Source organism: Pseudomonas sp. 1176_21, from assembly GCF_052850635.1.
The window spans coordinates 124729-149856 of the sequence record NZ_VXCV01000003.1; the positions used below are offsets into that span (position 1 = coordinate 124729).

At 64.4% G+C, this 25128-nt stretch carries 22 protein-coding genes; 20 read left to right on the plus strand and 2 right to left on the minus strand.

What is annotated here, in order from left to right; all coding sequences use genetic code 11:
* Positions 1-148: 148 nt before the first annotated feature.
* The 16 genes from mraZ (at position 149) to lpxC (ending at position 17923) form a co-directional block, all read left to right on the plus strand.
* Positions 149-604 carry a division/cell wall cluster transcriptional repressor MraZ gene (mraZ, locus tag FW760_RS08735; protein ID WP_043862058.1) on the plus strand — a complete coding sequence of 152 codons (456 nt, stop codon included), beginning with the start codon at positions 149-151 and terminating at the stop codon, positions 602-604.
* Positions 601-1548 (plus strand): 16S rRNA (cytosine(1402)-N(4))-methyltransferase RsmH, encoded by a 948-nt coding sequence (rsmH, locus tag FW760_RS08740; protein WP_446443726.1) that lies wholly within the window; start codon positions 601-603, stop codon positions 1546-1548. The genes mraZ and rsmH overlap by 4 nt, the downstream gene beginning before the upstream one ends.
* Complete coding sequence (gene ftsL / locus FW760_RS08745; RefSeq protein ID WP_043862060.1) at positions 1545-1838, plus strand: cell division protein FtsL; 294 nt, start codon at positions 1545-1547, stop codon at positions 1836-1838. The genes rsmH and ftsL overlap by 4 nt, the downstream gene beginning before the upstream one ends.
* Positions 1838-3571, plus strand: a complete 1734-nt coding sequence (locus FW760_RS08750) for a peptidoglycan D,D-transpeptidase FtsI family protein (protein ID WP_162484872.1) — start codon at positions 1838-1840, stop codon at positions 3569-3571. Before ftsL ends, FW760_RS08750 begins: the two co-directional genes overlap by 1 nt.
* A complete protein-coding gene (locus FW760_RS08755) occupies positions 3571-5037 on the plus strand; it encodes a UDP-N-acetylmuramoyl-L-alanyl-D-glutamate--2,6-diaminopimelate ligase (protein WP_043862062.1) in 1467 nt (488 codons plus the stop codon). Before FW760_RS08750 ends, FW760_RS08755 begins: the two co-directional genes overlap by 1 nt.
* A complete protein-coding gene (locus FW760_RS08760) occupies positions 5030-6397 on the plus strand; it encodes a UDP-N-acetylmuramoyl-tripeptide--D-alanyl-D-alanine ligase (RefSeq protein ID WP_116052224.1) in 1368 nt (455 codons plus the stop codon). Before FW760_RS08755 ends, FW760_RS08760 begins: the two co-directional genes overlap by 8 nt.
* A complete protein-coding gene (gene mraY, locus FW760_RS08765; RefSeq protein ID WP_043862064.1) occupies positions 6397-7479 on the plus strand; it encodes a phospho-N-acetylmuramoyl-pentapeptide-transferase in 1083 nt (360 codons plus the stop codon). The genes FW760_RS08760 and mraY overlap by 1 nt, the downstream gene beginning before the upstream one ends.
* A gap of 6 nt (positions 7480-7485) precedes the next feature.
* Positions 7486-8832 carry a UDP-N-acetylmuramoyl-L-alanine--D-glutamate ligase gene (gene murD, locus FW760_RS08770; protein WP_116052223.1) on the plus strand — a complete coding sequence of 449 codons (1347 nt, stop codon included), beginning with the start codon at positions 7486-7488 and terminating at the stop codon, positions 8830-8832.
* Positions 8829-10043: a putative lipid II flippase FtsW gene (gene ftsW / locus FW760_RS08775; protein WP_054914837.1), complete on the plus strand. Its 1215-nt coding sequence runs from the start codon at positions 8829-8831 to the stop codon at positions 10041-10043. The genes murD and ftsW overlap by 4 nt, the downstream gene beginning before the upstream one ends.
* Positions 10033-11112, plus strand: coding sequence for an undecaprenyldiphospho-muramoylpentapeptide beta-N-acetylglucosaminyltransferase (gene murG, locus FW760_RS08780; protein WP_058540879.1), 1080 nt, complete (start codon positions 10033-10035; stop codon positions 11110-11112). Before ftsW ends, murG begins: the two co-directional genes overlap by 11 nt.
* The gene (gene murC, locus FW760_RS08785) at positions 11105-12559 is read left to right on the plus strand and encodes a UDP-N-acetylmuramate--L-alanine ligase (protein ID WP_043862068.1); all 1455 of its coding nucleotides are present in this window, start codon (positions 11105-11107) and stop codon (positions 12557-12559) included. Before murG ends, murC begins: the two co-directional genes overlap by 8 nt.
* Complete coding sequence (locus tag FW760_RS08790) at positions 12556-13512, plus strand: D-alanine--D-alanine ligase (RefSeq protein WP_043862069.1); 957 nt, start codon at positions 12556-12558, stop codon at positions 13510-13512. Before murC ends, FW760_RS08790 begins: the two co-directional genes overlap by 4 nt.
* 4 nt (positions 13513-13516) lie before the next feature.
* Positions 13517-14383 carry a cell division protein FtsQ/DivIB gene (locus tag FW760_RS08795; RefSeq protein WP_043862070.1) on the plus strand — a complete coding sequence of 289 codons (867 nt, stop codon included), beginning with the start codon at positions 13517-13519 and terminating at the stop codon, positions 14381-14383.
* A gap of 15 nt (positions 14384-14398) precedes the next feature.
* Positions 14399-15652, plus strand: a complete 1254-nt coding sequence (ftsA, locus tag FW760_RS08800) for a cell division protein FtsA (protein WP_043862071.1) — start codon at positions 14399-14401, stop codon at positions 15650-15652.
* A gap of 56 nt (positions 15653-15708) precedes the next feature.
* Positions 15709-16899 (plus strand): cell division protein FtsZ, encoded by a 1191-nt coding sequence (gene ftsZ / locus FW760_RS08805; protein WP_043862072.1) that lies wholly within the window; start codon positions 15709-15711, stop codon positions 16897-16899.
* A 112-nt stretch (positions 16900-17011) separates the two neighbouring features.
* Complete coding sequence (lpxC, locus tag FW760_RS08810; RefSeq protein ID WP_043862073.1) at positions 17012-17923, plus strand: UDP-3-O-acyl-N-acetylglucosamine deacetylase; 912 nt, start codon at positions 17012-17014, stop codon at positions 17921-17923.
* Positions 17924-18022: 99 nt separating this feature from the next.
* On the opposite strand, the gene FW760_RS08815 is transcribed toward lpxC, so the two are convergent.
* Positions 18023-18472, minus strand: coding sequence for a DUF721 domain-containing protein (locus FW760_RS08815; protein ID WP_054914835.1), 450 nt, complete (start codon positions 18470-18472; stop codon positions 18023-18025).
* A gap of 262 nt (positions 18473-18734) precedes the next feature.
* Here FW760_RS08815 and secA point away from each other — a divergent pair, with 262 nt between their 5' ends.
* The 4 genes from secA to FW760_RS08835 all read left to right on the plus strand — a co-directional run bounded on the left by secA (position 18735) and on the right by FW760_RS08835 (position 24487).
* Positions 18735-21470: a preprotein translocase subunit SecA gene (gene secA / locus FW760_RS08820; RefSeq protein ID WP_054914834.1), complete on the plus strand. Its 2736-nt coding sequence runs from the start codon at positions 18735-18737 to the stop codon at positions 21468-21470.
* Positions 21471-21594: 124 nt separating this feature from the next.
* Entirely contained in the window at positions 21595-22812 is a 1218-nt protein-coding gene (gene argJ, locus FW760_RS08825) for a bifunctional glutamate N-acetyltransferase/amino-acid acetyltransferase ArgJ (RefSeq protein ID WP_116052222.1), read from the plus strand.
* Positions 22813-22913: 101 nt separating this feature from the next.
* Complete coding sequence (locus FW760_RS08830) at positions 22914-23546, plus strand: glutathione S-transferase (protein ID WP_088515537.1); 633 nt, start codon at positions 22914-22916, stop codon at positions 23544-23546.
* Positions 23543-24487: a Nudix family hydrolase gene (locus tag FW760_RS08835; RefSeq protein WP_043862078.1), complete on the plus strand. Its 945-nt coding sequence runs from the start codon at positions 23543-23545 to the stop codon at positions 24485-24487. Before FW760_RS08830 ends, FW760_RS08835 begins: the two co-directional genes overlap by 4 nt.
* A gap of 78 nt (positions 24488-24565) precedes the next feature.
* On the opposite strand, the gene FW760_RS08840 is transcribed toward FW760_RS08835, so the two are convergent.
* Positions 24566-25126: a cob(I)yrinic acid a,c-diamide adenosyltransferase gene (locus tag FW760_RS08840; protein WP_043862079.1), complete on the minus strand. Its 561-nt coding sequence runs from the start codon at positions 25124-25126 to the stop codon at positions 24566-24568.
* Positions 25127-25128 lie beyond the last annotated feature (2 nt).

A 25128-nucleotide genomic window follows, 5' to 3' on the forward strand; every position in this document is an offset into this window, starting at 1 on the left:
GCTCTAAATCGCCGATCTGTAAGGGTTTTCCTTATAAGCGCGCCTTGACGGTGTGGTGGGCGGATTCCTATAGTGTGCGCAAGTGGCGGAAAGTGGCATGAAGTGGGTTTTCAGACACAAAAAAGCTAACATTTAGGGAAGTGCAGCCGTGTTTCGCGGAGCCAACGCAATCAACCTCGACGCAAAAGGCCGTCTCGCAATGCCGAGCCGGTACCGTGACGAGCTCGATTCGCGCAGTTCCGGGCAGTTGATCGTGACGATCGACGCGGTTGATCCCTGCTTGTGCGTGTATCCGCTGGATGAGTGGGAACTGATCGAAGCCAAGCTGCGTGCCTTGCCGTCGTTACGCGAAGAGAACCGTCGCCTGCAGCGTCTGCTGATCGGCAATGCGGTGGATCTGGAGCTCGACGGCAGTGGGCGTTTCCTGGTGCCACCGCGTCTGCGCGAGTACGCCAAGCTGGACAAGCGGGCGATGCTGGTGGGGCAACTGAACAAATTCCAACTGTGGGACGAGGACGCCTGGAACGCTGTTGCTGCAGCTGACCTGGTGGCCATTCAACAACCGGGCGCGATGCCTGATGAACTGCGTGATCTGATCCTGTGACTATAGGTAGTGGCTTCAAACACATCACCGTACTGCTTGACGAAGCCGTCGAGGCTCTCGCCGTACGCGCCGATGGCTGCTATCTGGATGGCACCTTCGGGCGTGGCGGGCACAGCCGGCTGATTCTCCAGCACCTGGGGCCGCAGGGTCGGCTGCTGGGGTTCGACAAGGACCCACAAGCGATTGCCACCGGGCAAGCGCTGGCGGCCGAAGACGGCCGCTTTGTCATTGTGCAGCGCAGTTTCGCCGAGCTGGGCGCCGAAGTCGCCGAGCGGGGCCTGTCCGGCAAGGTCAATGGCATCCTGCTCGACCTGGGCGTGTCTTCGCCGCAGCTCGATGACCCCGAGCGCGGCTTCAGTTTCATGAACGACGGCCCGCTGGACATGCGCATGGACCCGAGTCGTGGCGTCAGCGCCGCCGAGTTCATCGCCACCGCGCCGGCCGAAGAAATCGCCCGCGTGTTCAAGGAGTACGGCGAAGAGCGTTTCGCCAAGCGCATGGCCAACGCCGTGGTCGCCCGTCGCGAGCAGCAACCCTTTACCCGTACCGCCGACCTCGCCGAAGTGCTCAAGGTCGCCAACCCCGCGTGGGAAAAGGGCAAGAACCCCGCCACCCGTGCTTTCCAGGGGCTGCGCATTCACGTCAACAACGAGCTGGGCGACCTCGAAGCCGGGCTCGAGGCTGCCCTCGACACGCTCGAGATCGGTGGCCGTCTGGTGGTCATCAGCTTCCATTCGCTGGAAGACCGCATCGTCAAGCTGTTCATGCGCAAGCTGGCCAAGGGAGAGGCCGACAACCTGCCGCGCAACCTGCCGGTACAACACAAGCCCTTCGAGCCCAAGATCAAGGTCCATGGCAAGGCGCAGTTCGCCTCCGAGGCCGAGCTCAAGGCCAACCCGCGCTCGCGTAGTGCGGTCATGCGTGTGGCGGAGAAGCTGCGTTGAGCAGGCTTTTCGCCAAGCCTTTGCCAGGCGGCAGCTTCCTGATGCTGCTGCTGTTCATTGGCGTGCTCGTTTCGTCGGTGGCGGTGTCCTACAGTGCGCACTGGAACCGCCAGTTGCTCAATACCCTGTACGGCGAGCTGAACGAACGCGACAAGGCGCAGGCCGAGTGGGGCCGGTTGATTCTGGAGCAGAGCACCTGGACCGCCCACAGCCGCATCGAGAACCTGGCCAGCGAACAGCTGCACATGCGCATTCCCGCCGCTGACGAAGTACGGATGGTGGCGCCATGATGAAACTTGAAGGCGCACTCTACCCGTGGCGGTTCCGCGTTGTGGTCGGCCTGCTGGTGATCATGGTGGGGGCCATTGCCTGGCGTATCGTCGACCTGCAGGTGGTCGACCGCGACTTCCTCAAGGGGCAGGGCGATGCCCGCAGCCTGCGTCACATTCCGATTCCTGCGCACCGCGGGCTGATCACCGACCGCAACGGCGAGCCGCTGGCCGTGAGTACGCCGGTTACCACCCTGTGGGCCAACCCCAAGGAGATGCAGGCTGCCAAGGACCGCTGGCCGGCGCTTGCCGCCGCGCTCAAGCAGAACCCGCAGCAACTGGCCGAGCGCCTCGAACAGCAGGCCAACAAGGAATTCATCTACCTGGTCCGCGGCCTTACCCCGGAGCAGGGCCAGGTGGTGCTCGACCTCAAGGTGCCCGGCGTGTATGGCATCGAAGAGTTCCGCCGCTTCTATCCCGCCGGCGATGTCGCTGCGCACATGGTCGGGTTCACCGACCTCGACGATCACGGTCGCGAGGGGGTGGAGCTCGCCTACGACGAGTGGCTGGCCGGGGTGCCCGGCAAGCGGCAGGTGATCAAGGACCGGCGCGGCCGGCTGATCAAGGACGTACAGGTCACCAAGAACGCCAAGGCCGGCAAGACCTTGGCGTTGTCCATCGACCTGCGTCTGCAGTACCTGGCCACCCGCGAACTGCGTAACGCGATTGCCGAACAGGAAGCCAAGGCCGGTAGCCTGGTGATCATGGATGTGAAGACCGGCGAAGTGCTGGCCATGGTCAACCAGCCCACCTACAACCCCAACAACCGCCGCAGCATGTTCCCGGCGGCGATGCGCAACCGTGCCATCATCGACGTGTTCGAGCCGGGTTCCACGGTCAAGCCTTTCTCCATGAGCGCCGCCCTGCAAAGTGGGCGCTGGAAGCCGACGGACAAAGTCGAGGTCTATCCGGGCACCCTGCAGCTGGGCCGCTACACCATTCGTGACGTGTCCAGGAGCGAAGGCCCGATCCTCGACCTGACCGGCATCCTGATCAACTCCAGTAACGTGGGCATGAGCAAGATCGCCTTCGATATCGGTGGCGAATCCATCTACCGCGTGATGTCGCAACTGGGCCTGGGCCAGTACACCGGCCTGGGCTTCCCGGGCGAGCGTGTCGGCAACCTGCCCAACCACCGCGAGTGGCGCAAGGCCGAGACCGCGACCCTGTCCTACGGCTACGGCCTGTCGGTGACCGCGTTGCAGCTGGTGCATGCCTACGCCGCGCTGGCCAACAACGGCAAGATGGTACCGCTGAGCATTCTCAAGGTGGACAAGACCCCGGAAGCCACCCAGGTGGTGCCCGAGGATACCGCCAAGACCATCCAGGGCATGCTGCAGCAGGTCATCGAAGCGCCACGTGGCGTGTTCCGTGCGCAGGTGCCTTCCTATCACGTGGGCGGCAAGTCGGGTACGGCCCGTAAGGCCACCGTCGGTTCCAAGGGCTACACCGAGAACGCCTACCGCTCGCTGTTCACCGGCTTCGGTCCGATGAGCGATCCGCGCTATGCCATCGTGGTGGTGATCGACGAGCCGAGCAAGGGTGGCTACTTCGGCGGCCTGGTATCGGCGCCGGTATTCAGCAAGGTCATGTCCGGCACCCTGCGACTGATGAACGTGCCGCCAGACAACCTGCCGGCTCCTACTCCACAGCAGCAGGCCGGTGCTGCGCCCGCCAAGGGAGGGCGCGGTTGATGTCGATGCCATTGAGTAAGCTGTTTGCCCTGAGCGGCAACAACGACCCGTTGATCCGTGAACTGACCCTGGACAGCCGCAAGGTCCGTGCCGGGGACTTGTTCCTGGCGGTGCCGGGTGCGCGTGTCGACGGCCGCGAGCATATTGCCGATGCGCTCAAGCGCGGCGCGGCAGCCGTGGCCTATGAAGTGCAGAACACCACCGTGCTGCCGATCACCGATGTGCCGATGATTCCGGTCAAGGGCCTGATTGCCCAGCTGTCGGATATCGCGGGGCGCTTCTATGGCGAGCCGAGCCGCCAGCTCGAGCTGATCGGCGTGACCGGCACCAACGGCAAGACCAGCGTCACCCAGCTGGTGGCCCAGGCGCTCGACCTGCTGGGCCAGCACTGCGGCCTGATCGGCACCCTGGGTACCGGCTTCTATGGCCAGCTGCAAAGTGGCCGGCTGACCACGCCAGATCCGATTGCCGTGCAGTCGACCCTGGGCGACCTGAAGAAGGCTGGCGCCAAGGCCGTGGCCATGGAAGTGTCCTCCCATGCGCTGGAACAGGGCCGGGTAGCGGCACTGGCCTTCGACATCGTGGTAATGACCAACCTGTCACGCGATCACCTGGACTACCACGGCAGCATGGAGGCCTACCAGGCCGCCAAGGCGCGCCTGTTCGCCTGGCCCGACCTGCGTTCGCGGGTGGTCAATCTGGACGATGCCTTCGGGCGTGAGCTGGCGGCGCAGAAGGGTGATTCGCGTCTGATCAGCTACAGCCTCGTCGACCCTGCCGCCTCGCTGTACTGCCGCGAAGCGAAGTTCGACGACGATGGCGTGCGTGCGGTGCTGGTAACGGCACAGGGCGAGCATATGCTGCGCAGCCGCCTGCTCGGGCGCTTCAACCTCAGCAACATGCTGGCCGCGGTCGGCACGCTGATGGCGATGGATCATCCGCTGGACGAAATTCTCAAGGTCACGCCGCAGCTCGAAGGCCCCGTAGGGCGCATGCAGCGCCTGGGCGGTGGCAGCAAGCCGTTGGTGGTGGTCGATTACGCCCACACCCCCGATGCCCTGGAAAAGGTCCTCGAAGCCCTGCGTCCCCATGCGCAAGGCAAGCTGCTGTGCCTGTTCGGCTGCGGCGGCGACCGCGATCGCGGCAAGCGCCCGCTGATGGCCGAAGTGGCCGAGCGCCTGGCCGACCGCGTGCTGGTCACCGACGACAACCCGCGCAGCGAGGCGCCCCAGCAGATTTTCGACGATATCCGCCCAGGCTTCGCCCGGGGTGAAAGCGTCGAGTTCATCGCCGGCCGTGGCCCGGCGATTGCGCACCTGATTGCCACCGCCGCTGCCGACGACGTCATCGTGCTGGCGGGCAAGGGGCACGAGGATTACCAGGAGATCAACGGCGAGCGCCATGACTTCTCCGACCTGGTCGAGGCCGAAAGAGCCCTGGCAGCCTGGGAGGCCCCGAATGCTTGAGTCAATGTCCCTCAGCCAGTTGGTAGCGCCGCTGCAGGGCCGCCTGCATGGCCAGGATGCAACCTTCGATGGCGTCAGCATCGACAGCCGCGCGATCACCCCTGGCCAGTTGTTCGTCGCCCTGGCCGGGCCGCGTTTCGACGGTCACGATTACCTGGACGAAGTGGCAGCCAAGGGCGCCGTCGCGGCGCTGGTGCAGCACGAAGTGCCGGGCAGCAGCCTGCCACAACTGGTGGTCGCCGATACCCGCCTGGGCCTGGGCCAGTTGGGGGCGCTCAATCGCGCCGCCTTCGACAAGCCGGTTGCCGCAATCACTGGCTCCAGTGGCAAGACCACGGTCAAGGAGATGCTGGCCAGCATCCTGCGCACCCGCGGGCCGGTACTGGCCACCCGTGGCAACCTCAACAACGACTTCGGCGCACCGCTTACCCTGCTGGAGCTGGCCCCGCACCATACGGCGGCGGTCATCGAGCTGGGCGCCTCGCGCATCGGCGAAATCGCCTACACCGTCGGCCTGACCCGGCCGCAGGTGGTGATCATCAACAACGCCGGTACCGCTCATGTGGGTGAGTTCGGCGGGCCGGAGAAAATCGTCGAAGCCAAGGGCGAGATCCTCGAAGGCCTGGGCCAGGATGGCGTGGCGGTATTGAACCTGGATGACAAGGCCTTCGGCATCTGGAAGCAGCGCGCCGGCCATCACCCTGTGATCACTTTCGCCCTGGCCAATGCCGACGCAGATTTTCATGCCACCGACATTCGTCACGACGAACGCGGCTGCCCCGGTTTCGAATTGCGCAGCCCGCTGGGCAATGCCCGCGTCCAGCTCAACCTGCTGGGCACTCACAATGTCAGCAACGCCCTGGCCGCCGCGGCTGCCGCACAGGCTTTCGGCGTGACACTGGAAGGCATCGTCGAGGGTCTTGACTCGGTGCAGCCGGTCAAGGGCCGCACCGTGGTGCACATGGCGCCCACCGGTGTGCGCGTGATCGACGACAGTTACAACGCAAACCCCACCTCCATGTGCGCTGCCGTTGATATACTCGCCGGCTTTTCCGGGCGTACCGTCCTGGTGCTCGGGGATATCGGCGAATTGGGCCAGTGGGCCGAGGAAGGGCATCGGCAGGTCGGCGCATACGCCAGGGGCAAGGTTGCAGCACTTTATGCCGTGGGCCCGATGATGGCCGAAGCGGTCAAGGCATTTGGCACCGGGGCCCATCATTTCGCCACTCAAGCTGACTTGATCGACGCCGTTCGCGTCGAGCAGGCCAACAACACCACCATTTTGATCAAGGGTTCGCGCAGCGCTGCGATGGAAAACGTCGTGGCGGCCTTGTGCGGTTCCAGCGGGGAGAAACATTAATGCTGCTGCTGCTGGCTGAGTATCTGCAACAGTTCTACAAAGGCTTCGCGGTCTTTCAGTACCTGACCCTGCGCGGGATTCTGGGTGTACTGACCGCGTTGTCGCTGGCCCTGTGGTTGGGCCCCTGGATGATTCGTACCCTGCAGATTCGCCAGATCGGTCAAGCCGTGCGCAATGACGGCCCGCAATCGCACCTCTCCAAGTCCGGCACCCCGACCATGGGCGGTGCGCTGATTCTGTCCGCCATTGGCGTGAGCACGCTGCTGTGGGCCGACCTTACCAACCGTTATGTGTGGGTGGTGCTGATCGTCACCCTGCTGTTCGGCGCCATCGGCTGGGTCGACGACTACCGCAAGGTGATCGAGAAGAACTCGCGTGGCCTGCCAAGCCGCTGGAAGTACTTCTGGCAATCGGTGTTCGGCCTGGGCGCGGCGATCTTCCTGTACATGACCGCGCCCACCAGCGTGGAAACCACCCTGATCGTGCCGATGCTCAAGGATGTCACCATCCCGCTGGGCATCGGCTTCGTGGTGCTGACCTATTTCGTCATCGTGGGTTCGAGCAACGCGGTCAACCTGACCGACGGCCTGGACGGCCTGGCGATCATGCCGACGGTGATGGTCGGTGGTGCGCTGGGTATCTTCTGCTACCTGTCGGGCAACGTGAAGTTCGCCGAATACCTGCTGATCCCCTACGTGCCGGGCGCCGGCGAGCTGATCGTGTTCTGCGGCGCGCTGATCGGCGCGGGCCTGGGCTTTCTGTGGTTCAACACCTACCCGGCGCAGGTGTTCATGGGTGACGTCGGTGCCCTGGCACTGGGTGCCGCGTTGGGCACCATTGCCGTGATCGTGCGTCAGGAGATCGTGCTGTTCATCATGGGCGGCGTGTTCGTGATGGAGACCCTGTCGGTGGTGATCCAGGTGGCCTCCTTCAAGCTGACCGGCAAGCGCGTGTTTCGCATGGCACCGATCCACCACCACTTTGAACTCAAGGGTTGGCCCGAGCCTCGGGTGATCGTCCGCTTCTGGATCATCACCGTGATTCTCGTGCTGTTCGGCCTTGCCACCCTGAAACTGAGGTAGAAACGAGTGTCCCTGATCGCGTCTGACCACTTCCGCATCGTTGTCGGCCTCGGCAAGAGCGGCATGTCCCTGGTTCGCTTCCTGGCGAACCGGGGCATTGCGTTTGCGGTGGCCGATACCCGCGTGAACCCGCCGGAGCTGGCGACCTTGCGCCGCGACTACCCGCAGGTGGAAGTGCGTTGTGGCGAACTGGATGTGGAGTTCCTGTGCCGTGCCGACGAGCTGTACGTCAGCCCCGGCCTGGCCCTGGCGACCCCGGCCCTGCAGCAGGCGGCCGCGCGCGGCGTGAAGCTGTCGGGCGACATCGAGTTGTTCGCGCGCAATGCCAAGGCGCCGATCATTGCCATCAGCGGTTCCAATGCCAAGAGCACCGTCACCACCCTGGTCGGGGAGATGGCCGTTGCGGCAGGCAAACGTGTGGCAGTGGGCGGCAACCTCGGTACCCCGGCACTGGACCTGCTGGACGACGCCATCGAGCTGTACGTGATGGAGCTGTCGAGCTTCCAGCTGGAGACCACCGATCAGCTGAATGCCGAAGTGGCCACCGTGCTCAACGTCAGCGAAGACCACATGGACCGCTACAGCGGCCTGCCGGCCTATCACCTGGCCAAGCACCGGATCTTCCGTGGCGCACGGCAGGTGGTGGTCAACCGCCAGGATGCCCTGAGCCGTCCGCTGCCGATGGAAAACGTGCCGTGCTGGACGTTCGGCCTGAATGTGCCCGACTTCAAGGGCTTCGGGCTGCGCGAAGAGAACGGCGAGAAGTACCTGGCGTTCGAGTTCCAGACCCTGATGCCGGTGCGCGAGCTGAAGATCCGTGGTGCGCACAACCAGTCCAACGCCCTCGCGGCGCTGGCCCTGGGGCATGCTGCAGGCCTGCCGTTCGACGCCATGCTGGCCAGCCTGCGCACCTTTGCCGGCCTGGCCCACCGTTGCCAGTGGCTGCGCGAGCGTGACGGCGTGAGCTGGTACGACGACTCCAAGGCCACCAACGTCGGTGCCGCGCTGGCGGCCATCGAGGGCCTGGGTGCGGATATCGACGGCAAGCTGGTGCTGGTGGCCGGCGGCGACGGCAAGGGCGCGGACTTCTCGGCGCTGCGTGCCCCGGTGGCGGCGCACTGCCGCGCCGTGGTGCTGCTGGGCCGTGATGCCGAGCGCCTGGCCCAGGCGTTGGGCGACAGCGTGCCGCTGATTCGCGTCGGCAGCCTCGACGAAGCCGTGCAGCAGGGCGCCGCGCTGGCCCAGCCAGGCGACGCCGTGCTGCTGTCGCCTGCCTGCGCAAGCCTGGACATGTTCAAGAACTTCGAAGAGCGTGGGCGCCTGTTCGCCCAGGCCGTGGAGGGGCTGGCATGATCTTCGGCATCATCAAGCCTTATCCGTCCCCCCTGGTCACCGGTCGCGGCATCGACCTCGATTTCGCCATGCTCGCTGGCTGCCTGGCGCTGCTGGGCCTTGGCCTGGTGATGATCACCTCGGCCTCCTCGGAAGTGGCCGCGTTGCAGTCGGGCAACCCGCTTTACCACATGATCCGTCACCTGGTGTACGTGGCCATCGGCCTGGTCGCCTGCGTCGTCACCATGATGGTGCCGATCGCCACCTGGCAGCGCATGGGCTTCATGATGCTGGTCGGTGCCTTCGGGTTGCTGGTGCTGGTACTGGTGCCGGGCATCGGCCGCGAAGTGAACGGCTCGATGCGCTGGATCGGCTTCAGCTTCTTCAACGTGCAGCCTTCCGAGATCGCCAAGGTGTTCGTGGTGATCTACCTGGCGGGCTACCTGGTGCGCCGCCAGACCGAGGTGCGCGAGAGCTGGATGGGCTTCTTCAAGCCGTTCATCGTGCTGCTGCCGATGGCCGGCCTGCTGCTGATGGAGCCGGACTTCGGCGCCACGGTGGTGATGATGGGCGCCGCCGCGGCGATGCTGTTCCTGGGCGGGGTGGGGCTGTTCCGCTTCAGCCTGATGGTGGTGCTGGCGGTGGCGGCGGTGTTCATTCTGGTACAGGCGCAACCCTACCGGATGGCGCGCCTGATCACCTTCACCGACCCCTGGTCGGATCAATTCGGTTCCGGCTATCAGCTGACCCAGGCCCTGATTGCCTTCGGCCGCGGCGAGTGGCTGGGCGTGGGCCTGGGCAACAGCGTGCAGAAGCAGTTCTACCTGCCCGAAGCACACACCGACTTCGTGTTCTCGGTACTGGCCGAAGAGCTGGGCGTGGTCGGTTCGCTGCTGACCGTTGCGCTGTTCGTGTTCGTCAGCCTGCGCGCGATGTACATCGGTCTGTGGGCCGAGAAAGCCAAGCAGTTCTTTGCCGCCTACATGGCCTACGGCCTGGCCTTCCTGTGGATCGGCCAGTTCCTGATCAACATCGGGGTGAACGTCGGCCTGCTGCCGACCAAGGGCCTGACCCTGCCGTTCCTCAGCTACGGCGGCAGCTCGCTGGTGATCTGCTGCGTGTGCATGGGCCTGCTGCTGCGCATCGAGTGGGAGAGCCGCACGCACCTGGGCAGCGAAGAACATGAATTCGATGAGAGCGATTTTGCCGAGGAGCCAAGACATGGCCGTTGAAGGCAAAAACGTATTGATCATGGCAGGCGGCACCGGGGGCCACGTGTTCCCGGCCCTGGCCTGCGCCCGTGAGTTCCAGGCACGCGGTTACACCGTGCACTGGCTGGGCACCCCACGCGGTATCGAAAACGAGCTGGTGCCCCAGGCCGGGTTGCAACTGCACCTGATCCAGGTCACCGGCTTGCGTGGCAAGGGCAAGCTGTCGCTGCTCAAGGCGCCGTTCACCCTGTTCAAGGCGGTGCTGCAGGCGCGGCGCATCATCCGTCGGATCAAGCCGGTGTGTGTGGTCGGCTTTGGCGGCTATGTGACCGGCCCGGGCGGTGTGGCGGCGAAGCTGGCTGGCGTGCCCGTGGTGATCCACGAGCAGAACGCCAAGGCCGGTACCGCCAATCGGCTGCTGGTGCCGCTGGCAGGCCGAGTCTGCGAAGCTTTCCCGAACACCTTCGAGGCCAGCGACAAACTGCGCACCACCGGCAACCCGGTGCGCGGCGAGCTGTTCCTGGAGCCTGTGCGCGAGCCACTGGCCGGGCGCCGCGCGCGCCTGCTGGTGCTGGGCGGCAGCCTGGGCGCGGAGCCGTTGAACAAACTGTTGCCACAGGCCCTGGCCCTGGTACCCGAGGCCCTGCGCCCCGAGGTGTTCCACCAGGCCGGCAAGCAGCATGACCAGATTACCGCCGAGCGCTATCGCGAGGCCGGGATCGAGGCTCAGGTAGAGCCGTTCATCAAAGACATGGCCCACGCCTATGGCTGGGCCGACCTGGTGATCTGCCGGGCGGGTGCGCTGACCGTCAGCGAACTGGCTGCGGCCGGTCTGCCCTCGATGCTGGTGCCGCTGCCCCATGCCATCGACGATCACCAGACCCACAACGCCCACTATCTGGCACGTGAAGGCGCCGCCTTCCTGATGCCACAAGCGACAACTGGCGCAGCGCAGCTCGCTGAACGCCTGAACGAGGTACTGATGCAACCGCAAAAACTCGACACCATGGCCAGCACCGCACGACGCCTGGCCAAACCCGCGGCTACCAGCACCGTGGTCGATATCTGCCTGGAGGTGGCCCATGGTTGAAAGCCAGAAAGCCATCCCGCAACCTGAAATGCGCCGTATCCGCCGCATCCACTTCGTCGGTATCGGCGGCGTGGGCATGTGCGGTATTGCCGAGGTATTGCTCAACCTGGGTTACCAGGTTTCCGGCTCGGACCTCAAGGCCTCGCCGGTCACCGAGCGCCTGGAGTCCTTTGGTGCCGAAATCTTCCTTGGCCACCGCGCCGAGAACGCCGCCAGTGCCGATGTACTGGTGGTGTCCAGTGCCATCAATACGGCCAACCCGGAAGTGGCGACGGCCCTTGAGCGGCGTATCCCCGTGGTACCGCGTGCCGAGATGCTCGCCGAACTGATGCGCTATCGTCACGGCATCGCGGTAGCCGGTACCCACGGCAAGACCACCACCACCAGCCTGCTGGCCTCGGTGTTCGCCGCCGGCGGCCTGGACCCGACCTTCGTGATCGGTGGCCGGCTGAATGCAGCAGGTACCAATGCACAACTGGGTACCAGCCGCTACCTGATTGCCGAAGCCGACGAAAGCGACGCCAGCTTCCTGCACCTGCAGCCGCTGGTGGCCGTGGTCACCAACATCGACGCCGACCACATGGCGACCTATGAGGGCGACTTCAACAAGCTGAAGAAGACCTTCGTCGAGTTCCTCCACAACCTGCCGTTCTACGGCCTGGCCGTGGTATGCCTGGATGATCCGGTGGTGCGCGAGATCCTGCCGCTGGTCAAGCGCCCGGCAGTGACCTACGGCTTTGCCGAGGAAGCCGACGTGCGCGCGATCAATGTGCGCCAGTCGGGCATGCAGACCCACTTCACCGTGCTGCGCCGTGACCGCGAGCCGCTGGACGTGTCGGTGAACATGCCGGGCAACCACAATGTGCTCAATGCACTGGCCACCATTGCCATCGCCACCGACGAGGGCATCAGCGACGAGGCCATCGTGCAGGGGCTTTCGGGCTTCCAGGGCGTGGGCCGACGTTTCCAGGTGTACGGCGAACTGCCGGTCGACGGTGGCAGCGTGATGCTGGTGGACGACTACGGTCACCACCCCACCGAAGTGGCGGCCGTGATCAAGGCCGTGCGCGGTGGCTGGCCGGAGCGCCGCCTGGTGATGGTCTACCAGCCGCACCGCTACAGCCGTACCCGCGACCTGTACGACGACTTCGTGCAGGTGCTGGCCGATGCCAACGTGCTGCTGCTGATGGAGGTCTACCCGGCCGGCGAAGAGCCGATCCCGGGGGCCGACAGCCGCCAGCTGTGCCACAGCATCCGTCAGCGTGGCCAGCTGGACCCGATCTACATCGAGCGCGGCATCGAGCTGGCGCCACTGGTCAAGCCGCTGCTGCGTGCCGGTGACATCCTGCTGTGCCAGGGTGCCGGCGACATCGGTGGCCTGGCCCCGCAATTGTTGAAAAGCCCATTGTTCGCGGGCGCGGTTGCCACCGCAGGGAAGGCCAAATGACTGCTCAATACTCCAAGCTGCACTCGACCATCGACCCGAAGGCCTTCGGCCGTGTCGGCGTGCTGTACGGCGGCAAGAGCGCCGAGCGCGAGGTGTCGCTCAAGTCCGGCGCCGCGGTGATCGAGGCGCTCACCAGCGCCGGCGTCGAGGTGATCGCCATCGATGTGGGTGACGATCTGCTCGACCGTCTGCAGCGCGAGAAGCTCGACCGCGCCTTCATCATTCTCCACGGCCGTGGCGGTGAAGACGGCAGCATGCAGGGCCTGCTCGAGTGCCTGGGTATCCCCTACACCGGCAGCGGCATCCTGGCGTCGGCCCTGGCGATGGACAAGTTGCGCACCAAACAGGTGTGGAAAAGCCTGGGTATTCCAACCCCGCATCACGCGGTGCTGGCCAGCGAGCAAGACTGTATTTCTGCGGGCGCGGAACTGGGCTTCCCTTTGATCGTCAAACCGGCCCATGAAGGCTCCAGTATCGGTATGGCGAAAGTGAGCAGCGTCGAAGAATTGATCGTTGCCTGGAAGGACGCTGCCACCTACGACTCGCAAGTATTGGTTGAACAATGGATTCACGGTCCGGAGTTCACCATTGCCGTGCTGCGCGGCCAGGTGCTGCCGCCGATTGCGCTGGGCACCCCGCACACGTTCTACGACTACGACGCCAAGTACGTCGCCAACGATACCCAGTACCGCATTCCGTGCGGCCTGGACGCTGCCAAGGAACAGGAACTGATCGAACTGACCGCACGTGCGTGCGACGCCATCGGCATTGCCGGCTGGGGTCGTCTGGACGTGATGCAGGACGAGCAGGGCAACTTCTGGCCTCTGGAAGTCAACACCGCACCAGGCATGACCGATCACAGCCTGGTCCCAATGGCGGCACGCGCGGCCGGCCTGGACTTCCAGCAGTTGGTGCTGGCGATCCTGGCGGCCAGCGTCGAGGCGCGAGGTTAAGCCCATGCAAGGCGCGATGGTACGTCATCAGCAACCCGCCACCGGCCGCAAGCCGGTGCCGCGCGGTGCCAGCCGGATGGTGGCCAAGGAGCCACTGTCGGCGCGCCTGCCCAAGGCCAATTTCAGCGTGTTCAAGCGTCTGCTGTGGCCGGTTCTGCTGGTAGTGGCCGGGTTCGGTGCCTACGAGGGCGCACAGCGCCTGATGCCGTATGCCGACCGGCCGATCACCAAGATCGCCGTGCAGGGCGACCTGAGCTACATCAGCCAGCAGGCCGTGCAGCAGCGTATCGCGCCCTACGTGGCCGCCAGCTTCTTCACCGTCGACCTGGCCAGCATGCGCACCGAGCTCGAGCAGATGCCGTGGATCGCGCATGCCGAAGTGCGCCGCGTGTGGCCGGACGAAGTGGTGATCCGCCTCGAGGAACAGCTGCCGGTGGCGCGCTGGGGCGACGAGGCCCTGCTCAACAACCAGGGCCAGGCCTTCACCCCGCGCGAGCTGGCCAACTACGAGCACCTGCCGCAGCTGTTCGGGCCGCAGCGGGCGCAGCAGCAAGTGATGCAGCAATATCAGGTACTGAGCCAGATGTTGCGGCCCATGGGCTTCTCGATCGCCCGGCTGGAACTGCGTGAGCGGGGCAGCTGGTTCCTGACCACCGGTGCCGGCAGCGCCGGGCCGGGTATCGAGTTGCTGCTGGGGCGCGACCATCTGGTGGAAAAGATGCGCCGCTTCATTGCCATTTACGACAAGACGCTCAAAGAACAGATCACGAACATCGCCCGCATCGATCTGCGTTACGCCAATGGCCTGGCCGTTGGCTGGCGGGAACCGAATGCACCGACGACAGCCCAACCCGCTGTTGCGAAGAATTAGAGAGAGGCAGGACCCATGGCAAATGCGCATAGCGGCAAAATGATCGTCGGGCTGGATATCGGTACGTCCAAGGTGGTTGCACTGGTGGGCGAAGTGGCCGCCGATGGCACCCTGGAAATCGTCGGTATCGGCACCCATCCATCGCGCGGGCTGAAGAAGGGCGTGGTGGTCAATATCGAATCCACCGTGCAGTCGATCCAGCGCGCCGTCGAAGAGGCCCAGCTGATGGCTGGCTGCCGGATTCACTCGGCGTTCGTCGGCGTGGCGGGCAATCACATCCGCAGCCTGAACTCCCACGGCATCGTCGCCATCCGCGATCGCGAAGTCAGCGCGGCGGACCTGGAGCGGGTGCTGGACGCGGCCCAGGCCGTGGCCATCCCGGCCGACCAGCGGGTGCTGCACACCCTGCCGCAGGACTACGTGATCGACAACCAGGAAGGCGTGCGCGAGCCGCTGGGCATGTCCGGTGTGCGCCTGGAAGCCAAGGTGCACGTGGTCACCTGTGCGGTCAATGCAGCACAGAACATCGAAAAATGCGTGCGCCGCTGCGGCCTTGAAATCGACGACATCATTCTCGAGCAACTGGCCTCGGCCTACTCGGTGCTGACCGATGACGAAAAAGAGCTGGGCGTGTGTCTGGTGGACATCGGTGGCGGTACCACCGACATCGCGATCTTCACCGAGGGCGCCATCCGCCACACGGCGGTGATTCCGATTGCCGGTGACCAGGTGACCAACGACATCGCCATGGCGCTGCGTACCCCCACCCAGTACGCCGAAGAGATCAAGATCCGCTACGCCTGTGCCCTGGCCAAGCTGGCCGGTGCCGGCGAAACCATCAAGGTGCCGAGCGTGGGTGATCGTCCGCCGCGCGAACTGTCGCGCCAGGCCCTGGCCGAAGTGGTCGAGCCACGCTACGACGAACTGTTCACCCTGATCCAGGCCGAACTGCGTCGCAGTGGCTACGAAGACCTGGTGCCGGCCGGCATCGTGCTCACCGGCGGTACCGCCAAGATGGAAGGCGCGGTGGAACTGGCCGAAGAGATTTTCCACATGCCGGTACGCCTGGGCGTGCCTTACACCGTGCGGGGCCTGAGCGACGTGGTGCGCAACCCCATCTATTCCACCGGCGTGGGCCTTCTGACCTATGGCCTGCAGAAGCAGTCCGAAGGCGTGACCCTGACCGGTATCAGCAGCAACAGCTATGGCGATGAACCGAAGGCCCCGGTGCTTGAGCGACTCAAGCGCTGGGTCCAGGGCAACTTTTAAGTTTCAAAGCAGTAGTAGTAGGCGCAAAAAACTAGAGAACTGAAAGGAGAGGGAAAATGTTCGAGCTCGTAGACAACGTCCCGCAAAGCCCGGTCATCAAAGTGATCGGCGTCGGTGGCGGCGGTGGCAACGCCGTCAATCACATGGTCAAGAGCAACATCGAAGGCGTCGAATTCATCTGCGCCAACACCGATGCTCAAGCGCTGAAAAACATCGGCGCGCGCACCATCCTGCAACTGGGTACCGGCGTGACCAAGGGCCTGGGTGCAGGTGCCAATCCGGAAGTCGGTCGTCAGGCCGCGCTGGAAGACCGTGAGCGCATCGCCGAAGTGCTGCAAGGCACCAACATGGTGTTCATCACCACCGGCATGGGCGGCGGTACCGGTACCGGTGCTGCTCCGATCATCGCCGAAGTGGCCAAGGAAATGGGCATCCTCACCGTTGCGGTGGTGACCCGTCCGTTCCCGTTCGAAGGTCGCAAGCGCATGCAGATCGCCGACGAGGGCATCCGTGCCCTGGCCGACAGCGTCGATTCGCTGATCACCATTCCGAACGAGAAGCTGCTGACCATCCTGGGCAAGGATGCCAGCCTGCTGTCGGCCTTCGCCAAGGCTGACGACGTGCTCGCCGGTGCCGTTCGCGGTATCTCCGACATCATCAAGCGTCCGGGCATGATCAACGTCGACTTCGCCGACGTGCGTACCGTGATGAGCGAGATGGGCATGGCCATGATGGGTACCGGCTGCGCCAGCGGTCCGAACCGTGCGCGTGAAGCGACCGAGGCGGCCATCCGCAACCCGCTGCTCGAAGACGTCAACCTGCAGGGCGCCCGCGGCATCCTGGTGAACATCACCGCAGGTCCTGACCTGTCGCTGGGTGAATACTCCGATGTGGGCAGCATCATCGAGGCATTCGCCTCCGACCACGCCATGGTCAAGGTCGGTACCGTCATCGACCCGGACATGCGCGACGAGCTGCACGTCACCGTGGTAGCCACCGGCCTGGGTGCCAAGATCGAGAAACCGGTCAAGGTCATCGACAACACCCTGCAAGCGTCCGCTGTACAGACCCCAGCCCCTGCACCGGCCCGTCCGGAGCAACCTTCGGTCAACTACCGCGATCTGGAGCGTCCGACCGTCATGCGCAACCAGGCTCACGCCGGGGCCGCTGCGGCACAGAAGCTGAACCCGCAGGACGACCTGGATTATCTGGATATCCCGGCTTTCCTGCGTCGTCAGGCCGATTAATGGAATTTATCAGGGCTATGAAGGTGATTGGTGTTCAGCAAAGGCCGGGTCTGCTATTATCCTCAGCCTTTGTTGATACCAGTTCGCAATTTGCGCTGAAGCGGCCAATGCCATGATTAAACAACGCACCCTGAAAAATATCATCCGTGCCACAGGTGTCGGCCTGCACTCCGGGGAAAAGGTTTACCTGACCCTCAAGCCCGCCCCTGTGGATACCGGCATCGTATTTTGCCGTGCCGACCTCGACCCTGTGGTGCAGATCCCTGCCCGTGCGGAAAACGTCGGCGAGACGACCATGTCCACGACACTGGTCAATGGCGATACCAAGGTAGACACGGTAGAGCACCTGCTCTCGGCCATGGCTGGCCTGGGCATCGATAACGCCTACGTCGAGCTCTCCGCGTCCGAAGTGCCAATTATGGACGGCAGCGCCGGGCCCTTTGTATTCCTGATTCAATCTGCCGGCCTGGAAGAACAGGACGCAGCCAAGAAGTTCATCCGCATCCTGCGTGAAGTGACAGTGGAAGACGGCGACAAGCGCGCCACTTTCCTGCCTTTCGAAGGGTTCAAGGTGAGTTTCGAGATCGATTTCGACCACCCGGTGTTCCACAACCGGACCCAGAGTGCCAGCGTGGACTTTTCCAGCACCTCGTTCGTGAAGGAAGTCAGCCGCGCCCGTACCTTCGGGTTCATGAGTGACATCGAGTACCTGCGCAAGCACAACCTCGCCCTCGGCGGCAGCGTGGAAAACGCCATCGTCGTGGACAAGGATGGCGTGCTCAACGAAGACGGCCTTCGCTACGAAGACGAATTCGTCAAGCACAAGATCCTCGATGCGATTGGCGACCTCTACCTGCTGGGCAACAGCCTGATCGGCGAGTTCAAGGGCTACAAGTCCGGACACGCGCTGAACAATCAGCTGCTGCGCAAGCTGATCGAGGAAACCGATGCGTGGGAAGTGGTGACGTTCGAAGATGCCAGCACGGCACCGATCTCTTACATGCGTCCGGTTGCGGCAGTGTAAGTACGAACTCTCTCTTCTTTAGTTATTTTTTGGGGCTGCCTTCGGGTGGCCCTTTTTTATTGCAGCGCAGTCGCAGGTTTGCGAGCGCTGTGCGCTCGTCTATCCCTTGCCGTGCCTGGCCAGGCGCTCCAGCGCCGCCTTGAGCTTGGGGTCGGTGATCCCTTCGGCCGTAGCGTGGATGTTCTGCGCCGAACGTGTCGAGATGTCCATCGGGTGCCCCGCCGCGGGTGCCACACCGGCCACCGGCTGCACCCTGAAATTGATGCGGGTCAGGCTGCTGAAGGCCTCCATCATCTGCAACTGGCGCAGCAGGCGTTTCTGCTGGTAGCGCAGGCGCGTGGCCCAGTGCCCGTCGGTGACGATCAGCAGCAGCGTACCCTCGCGCCAGGAGGCCACATGGCAATGCTCGCGCGCTGCCGGCTGCAACTGGCTCTCTACCAGGCGCTGCAGCTGGGCCAGGCGCTGGGCCTGGCTGAACAGGGCCTTGAGCGGTCGCGCTTCACGCAAAAGCACGGCGGGTGCACGGGCGGGCAGGGGGCGAAAAGCCATGGGCAGGGTCCGAAAAATACAGTGGTGCCATCTTAACAGATCGCCCCGCCGGTAATTCTTCATGTGACGATGGGTTGAAGTTGGCGAAAAAGGCCTTATTGTAAAAAAGCCCCGTCAAAAGCGCTGTGCCAGCATCGTGGAAATCCGCCACTTTCCTCACCATCGTTTCCGGGTAGAATGCTCGTTCGCATGCGGCCATAAGGGCTGCACGGGCGACTCACGGGGCCGCCCTCCATCCCTACGTGTGGAAGATCCTGCCAATATGTTTGCGCCTTTGTTAAAAAAACTTTTTGGAAGCAAGAACGAGCGTGAAGTCAAACGCATGCTCAAGACGGTACAGATCGTCAATGCCTTCGAAGAGCAGATGGTCGCCCTGACGGACGAGCAGTTGCGGGCCAAGACCGCAGCGTTCAAAGAGCGCCTGGCCAAAGGCGAGACCCTTGACCAACTGTTGCCCGAAGCCTTCGCCGTTGCGCGCGAGGCCGGCAAGCGGGTCATGGGCATGCGTCACTTCGATGTACAGCTGATCGGTGGCATGACCTTGCACGAGGGCATGATCGCAGAGATGCGTACCGGTGAAGGCAAGACCCTGGTGGCGACCCTGGGCGTGTACCTCAACGCGCTGTCCGGCAAGGGCGTGCACGTGGTCACGGTCAACGACTACCTGGCCCGCCGCGACGCCAACTGGATGCGCCCTCTGTATGAATACCTGGGCCTCACCGTGGGTGTGGTCACCCCGTTCCAGCCGCCGGAAGAAAAGCGCATCGCCTATGCCGCCGACATCACCTACGGCACCAACAACGAATTCGGTTTCGACTACCTGCGCGACAACATGGCGTTCAGCATGGAAGAGAAATTCCAGCGCGAGCTGAATTTCGCCGTGATCGACGAAGTCGACTCCATCCTGATCGACGAAGCCCGTACCCCGCTGATCATCTCCGGCCAGGCCGAAGACAGCTCCAAGCTGTACATCGAGATCAACAAGCTGATCCCGCAGCTCAAGCAGCACATCGAAGAGGTCGAAGGCCAGGTCACCCAGGAAGGCCACTACAGCATCGACGAGAAGACCCGCCAGGTCGAACTCAACGAAGCCGGCCACCAGTACATCGAAGAGATGCTCACCCAGGTCGGCATGCTGGCCGAGGGCGAGAGCCTCTACTCGGCGCACAACCTGGGCCTGCTGACCCACGTGTATGCCGGCCTGCGTGCCCACAAGCTGTTCCACCGCAACGTCGAGTACATCGTGCAGGACGGCCAGATCCTGCTGATCGACGAGCACACCGGCCGCACCATGCCGGGCCGTCGCCTGTCCGAGGGCCTGCACCAGGCCATCGAGGCCAAGGAAAACCTGAACATCCAGCCCGAGAGCCAGACCCTGGCCTCGACCACGTTCCAGAACTACTTCCGCCTGTACAACAAGCTGTCCGGCATGACCGGTACCGCTGACACCGAAGCGTTCGAATTCGCTCAGATCTACCAGCTCAACGTGATGGTGATCCCGCCGAACAAGCCGCTGGCGCGCAAGGACTTCAACGACCTGGTCTACCTGACGGCCGAAGAGAAGTACACCGCGATCATCGCCGACATCAAGGAGAGCATGGCTTCCGGGCGTCCGGTGCTGGTGGGTACCGCCACCATCGAAACCTCCGAGCACATGTCCAACCTGCTGATCAAGGAAGGCATCGATCACAAGGTCCTGAACGCCAAGTTCCACGAGAAGGAAGCCGAGATCATCGCCCAGGCCGGTCGCCCGGGTGCACTGACCATCGCCACCAACATGGCCGGTCGTGGTACCGACATCCTGCTGGGCGGCAACTGGGAAGTCGAAGTGGCTGCCATGGACAACCCGACGCCCGAGCAGGTTGCCCAGGTCAAGGCCGACTGGCAGAAGCGTCACCAGCAGGTGATCGAGTCCGGTGGTCTGCACGTGATCGCCTCCGAGCGCCACGAATCGCGCCGTATCGACAACCAGCTGCGTGGCCGTTCCGGCCGTCAGGGCGACCCGGGCTCGAGCCGCTTCTACCTGTCGCTGGAAGACAGCCTGATGCGCATCTTCGCCTCCGACCGGGTCAAGAACTTCATGAAGGCCCTGGGCATGCAGTCCGGCGAGGCCATCGAGCACCGCATGGTCACCAACGCCATCGAGAAGGCCCAGCGCAAGGTCGAAGGTCGCAACTTCGACATCCGCAAGCAACTGCTCGAATTCGACGACGTGGCCAACGAGCAGCGTAAGGTCATCTACCACATGCGCAACAGCCTGCTGGCGGCGACCAACATCGGCGACACCATCGCCGAGTTCCGCCAGGAAGTGCTCGATGCCACCGTGGCCCAGCACATCCCGCCACAGTCGCTGCCCGAGCAGTGGGACGTGCCGGGCCTGGAAGCGGCCCTGGCCAGCGATTTCGGGGTCAAGCTGCCGATCCAGCAGTGGCTGGACGAAGACGACCACCTGTACGAAGAGACCCTGCGCGAGAAGTTGATGGCCGAGCTGATGGCGGCGTACAACGAGAAGGAAGAGCAGGCCAGCGCCGATGCCCTGCGTACCTTCGAGAAGCAGATCCTGCTGCGTGTGATCGACGACCTGTGGAAAGACCACCTGTCGACCATGGATCACCTGCGCCACGGTATCCACCTGCGTGGCTACGCCCAGAAGAACCCGAAGCAGGAATACAAGCGCGAGTCGTTTGCCCTGTTCCAGGAACTGCTGGACTCGATCAAGCGCGACACCATCCGCGTGCTCTCGCACGTTCAGGTTCGCCGCGAAGACCCGATCGAAGAGGAAGCACGCCTGCGCCGCGAAGCCGAAGAGCTGGCCCAGCGCATGCAGTTCCAGCACGCCGAGGCCCCTGGCCTGGAAGCGGGCGAGCTGCTTGAGGAGGGTGCCGACGTCGCCGTGGCCGCAGCGCCGGTGCGCAACGAGCAGAAGCTGGGCCGCAACGAACCCTGCTGGTGCGGTTCGGGCAAGAAGTTCAAGCAGTGCCACGGCAAGATCGACTGATCGCACCGCCGTTGCCCCCTGCTGATATCTGAACACCGCGCCGCGACGGGCCCAACCGTCGCGGCGTTGTTCCATCTCAAGCGCCGGTATCTCGAGCCGGCGCCTTTTTTCTAGGAGCGCTTTCATGGCTGTCGGTCTTGGTCCTTTGCCAACGTTGCACCCGGTTCCAGGTTTTGAACTCGGTATTGCCTCTGCGGGCATCAAGCGCCCCGGGCGCAAGGACGTTGTGGTAATGCGCTGCGCCGAAGGCTCCAGCGTTGCCGGCGTGTTCACCCTCAATGCGTTCTGCGCTGCCCCGGTGATCCTGGCCAAGCAGCGCGTGCAGGGCAGTGTGCGTTACCTGCTGACCAACACCGGCAACGCCAACGCCGGTACCGGCGCCCCCGGCCTGGCCGCTGCCGAGCGCACCTGCGCCAGGCTGGCCGAGCTGGCGGGTGTCGACGCCGATGCGGTGCTGCCGTTCTCCACCGGTGTGATCGGTGAGCTACTGCCGGTCGAGAAGATCGAAGGCGCGCTGCAGGCCGCCCTGGACGACCTGTCGGAAAACAACTGGGCCGAGGCCGCCACCGGCATCATGACCACCGACACCCTGCCCAAGGGTGCCAGCCGCCAGTTCCAGCATGACGGCGTGACCATCACCGTGACCGGCATCAGCAAGGGCGCCGGGATGATCCGCCCGAACATGGCGACCATGCTCGGCTACATCGCCACCGACGCCAAGGTGGCGCCGGCCGTGCTCAAGGACCTGCTGCTGGACGGCGCCAACAAGTCGTTCAACCGCATCACCATCGACGGCGATACCTCGACCAACGATTGCTGCATGCTGATCGCCACCGGCAAGGCCGACGTGGCTGAAGTGACCGAAGCCCGCGGCCCGCTGTTCGACGCGCTGAAAAAGGCGGTGTTCGAGGTGTGCATGGAAGTGGCCCAGGCCATCGTGCGTGACGGTGAAGGCGCGACCAAGTTCGTGACCGTTCAGGTCAACGGTGGTGGCAATCATCAGGAATGCCTGGACGTCGGCTATGCCGTGGCGCATTCGCCGCTGATCAAGACCGCGCTGTTCGCCTCCGACCCGAACTGGGGCCGGATCCTGGCAGCTGTGGGCCGTGCTGGCGTGCCGAACCTGGACGTGAGCCTGATCGACGTGTACCTGGACGATGTGTGCATCGCCAGCAAAGGCGGCCGCAACGCCACCTACACCGAGGCCCAGGGCTCGGCCGTGATGGCCCAGGAAGAGATCACCATCCGCATCGACCTGGGGCGTGGCGACTGCAGCGAGACGATCTGGACCACCGACCTGTCCCATGAGTATGTGAAGATCAACGCCGAATACCGTACCTGACCGTATTGCGGGTCAAGCCCGCTCCCTCAAGGATTGCAGTAACCCTGTGGGAGCGGGCTTGACCCGCAATAGGCCCCCGCACATCCCGATGGAGCCCACCCATGAGCTACCAACTGATCATCGGCGACAAGCTGTATTCCTCCTGGTCGCTGCGCGCCGCCCTGGCCCTCGAACTGGCCAGGGTGCCCTACACCGAACTGCTGATCACCCTCAACCAGCCCGATACCCGCCAGCGCATCCTGGCGCACTCCGCCACCGGCAAGGTGCCCCTGCTCAAGTCCGAACACGGCACCATCGCCGATTCGCTGGCAATCGCCGAGTACCTGGCCGAGCGCCACCCTGAAGCCAACCTGTGGCCCAGCGACATCGCTGCCCGGGCCCAGGCGCGTTCGGCCTGTGCGCAGATGCACAGTGGTTTCTTCGCCCTGCGCAGCACCATGCCGATGAATCTGGACCACGATCAGGCCCTTGAGAGCATTCCACTCGAGGTGCAGATCGACATCGACCGCATCGTCGCGCTGTGGTCCGAGTGCCGCCTGGTGGCCAAGACCCCGGGCCCGTACCTGTTCGGCGAACTGAGCCTGGCCGACGCCTTCTTCGCCCCGGTGGCGGTGCGCCTGCGCAGCTACCGTGTCGAACTGCCAGCGGCAGCCGCCGCCTACGTCGAGGCCATCTACCAGTGGCCGGCCTTCCAGGCCTGGCAGCAGGCTGCGCTGGCGGAGCGTGCGTCGTGAAGCGGGTGCATGTTGCCGCTGCGGTGATCCGTGGCACCGACGGGCGCATCCTGATTGCGCGCCGTGCCGACAGCCAGCATCAGGGCGGCCTGTGGGAGTTTCCCGGCGGCAAGGTGGAGGCGGGGGAGGCGGTCGAGATCGCCCTGGCCCGCGAGCTGCACGAGGAACTGGGCATCGTCGTGACCCGTGCACGGCCCTTGATCAAGGTGCGTCACGACTACCCCGACAAGCAGGTGCTGCTGGACGTGTGGGAGGTCGACGGCTTTACCGGCGAGCCCCATGGCGCCGAAGGCCAGCCACTGGCCTGGGTGTCGCCACGCGAACTGCCGCAATACGACTTCCCTGAAGCCAACCAGCCCATCGTGGCGGCCGCGCGGTTGCCTGGCCACTACCTGATCACCCCGGGCGAACTGGAAGCCCCGCAGTTGCTGCGCGGCATCCAGAAGGCGATTGCCGGCGGGATCAAGCTGGTGCAGTTGCGTGCGCCCAACGGCTACGACCCCAAGTACCGCGATGTGGCGGTGGATGCGGTGGGGCTGTGTGCCGGCAAGGCGCAGTTGATGCTCAAGGGGCCGCTGGAGTGGCTGGGCGATTTCCCGGCGGCAGGGTGGCACCTTACGGCCGAGCAGTTGCGCAAATACGCGCCCAAGGGCCGACCGTTCCCCAGGGAGCGCTGGCTGGCCGCGTCATGTCACAACGCCGAAGAACTGGCGCTGGCCGAGCAGATGGGGGTGGATTTCGTCACCCTGTCGCCGGTGCAGGCCACCCAGACGCATCCCGAGGCGGTACCGTTGGGCTGGGAGCAGGCCAGCGAGCTGATCGAAGGCTTCAACCGGCCGGTGTATGTGCTGGGTGGCGTGGGGCCGGCTGATTGCGAGCGGGCCTGGCAGTTCGGCGCCCAAGGCGTGGCCGGAATTCGGGCGTTCTGGCCTGAGGCCTGAGTGAAGCCTCGCCGGCAAGGCCGGCTCCTACAGACGGCGCTGACCTTTGTAGGAGCCGGCCTTGCCGGCGAAGCGGCGTCATGGCCTGGCCGCAGCCTGCCATAACACCTCCGCCACCCCCTGGCGCCGCGCAATCACCCGCGCCGCCACGAACAGCAAGTCCGACAGCCGATTGATGTACGCCAGCCCCACCCCCGCCAGCGGCTCTGCCGCATTCAACTGCTGACACCGCCGCTCCGCACTGCGGGCCAGGCTGCGGCATACATGGGCCTGGGCAATCAGCGCCGAACCGCCCGGCAGAATGAAGTTCTCCAGAGGCCCCAGCTCTTCGTTCCAGTGGTCGATCGCCGCTTCCAGGCGCTGCACCTCGGCCTCGTTCAAGGCCTGGTAACTGGGCATCGCCAGCTCACCACCCAGGTCGAACAGCCGATGCTGACACGGCGCCAGCACTTCGACCACCTCGTCCAGGTGTTGCTCGGCCAGGCCTGCCAGCAACACGCCCAGCTGGCTGTTGAGCGTGTCCACCTCGCCGATGGCCTCGATGCGCGGATGGTCCTTGGCGACGCGACGGCCGTCGCCCAGGCCGGTTTCGCCCTTGTCGCCGGTGCGGGTGTAAATCTTCGACAAGCGAAAACCCATGC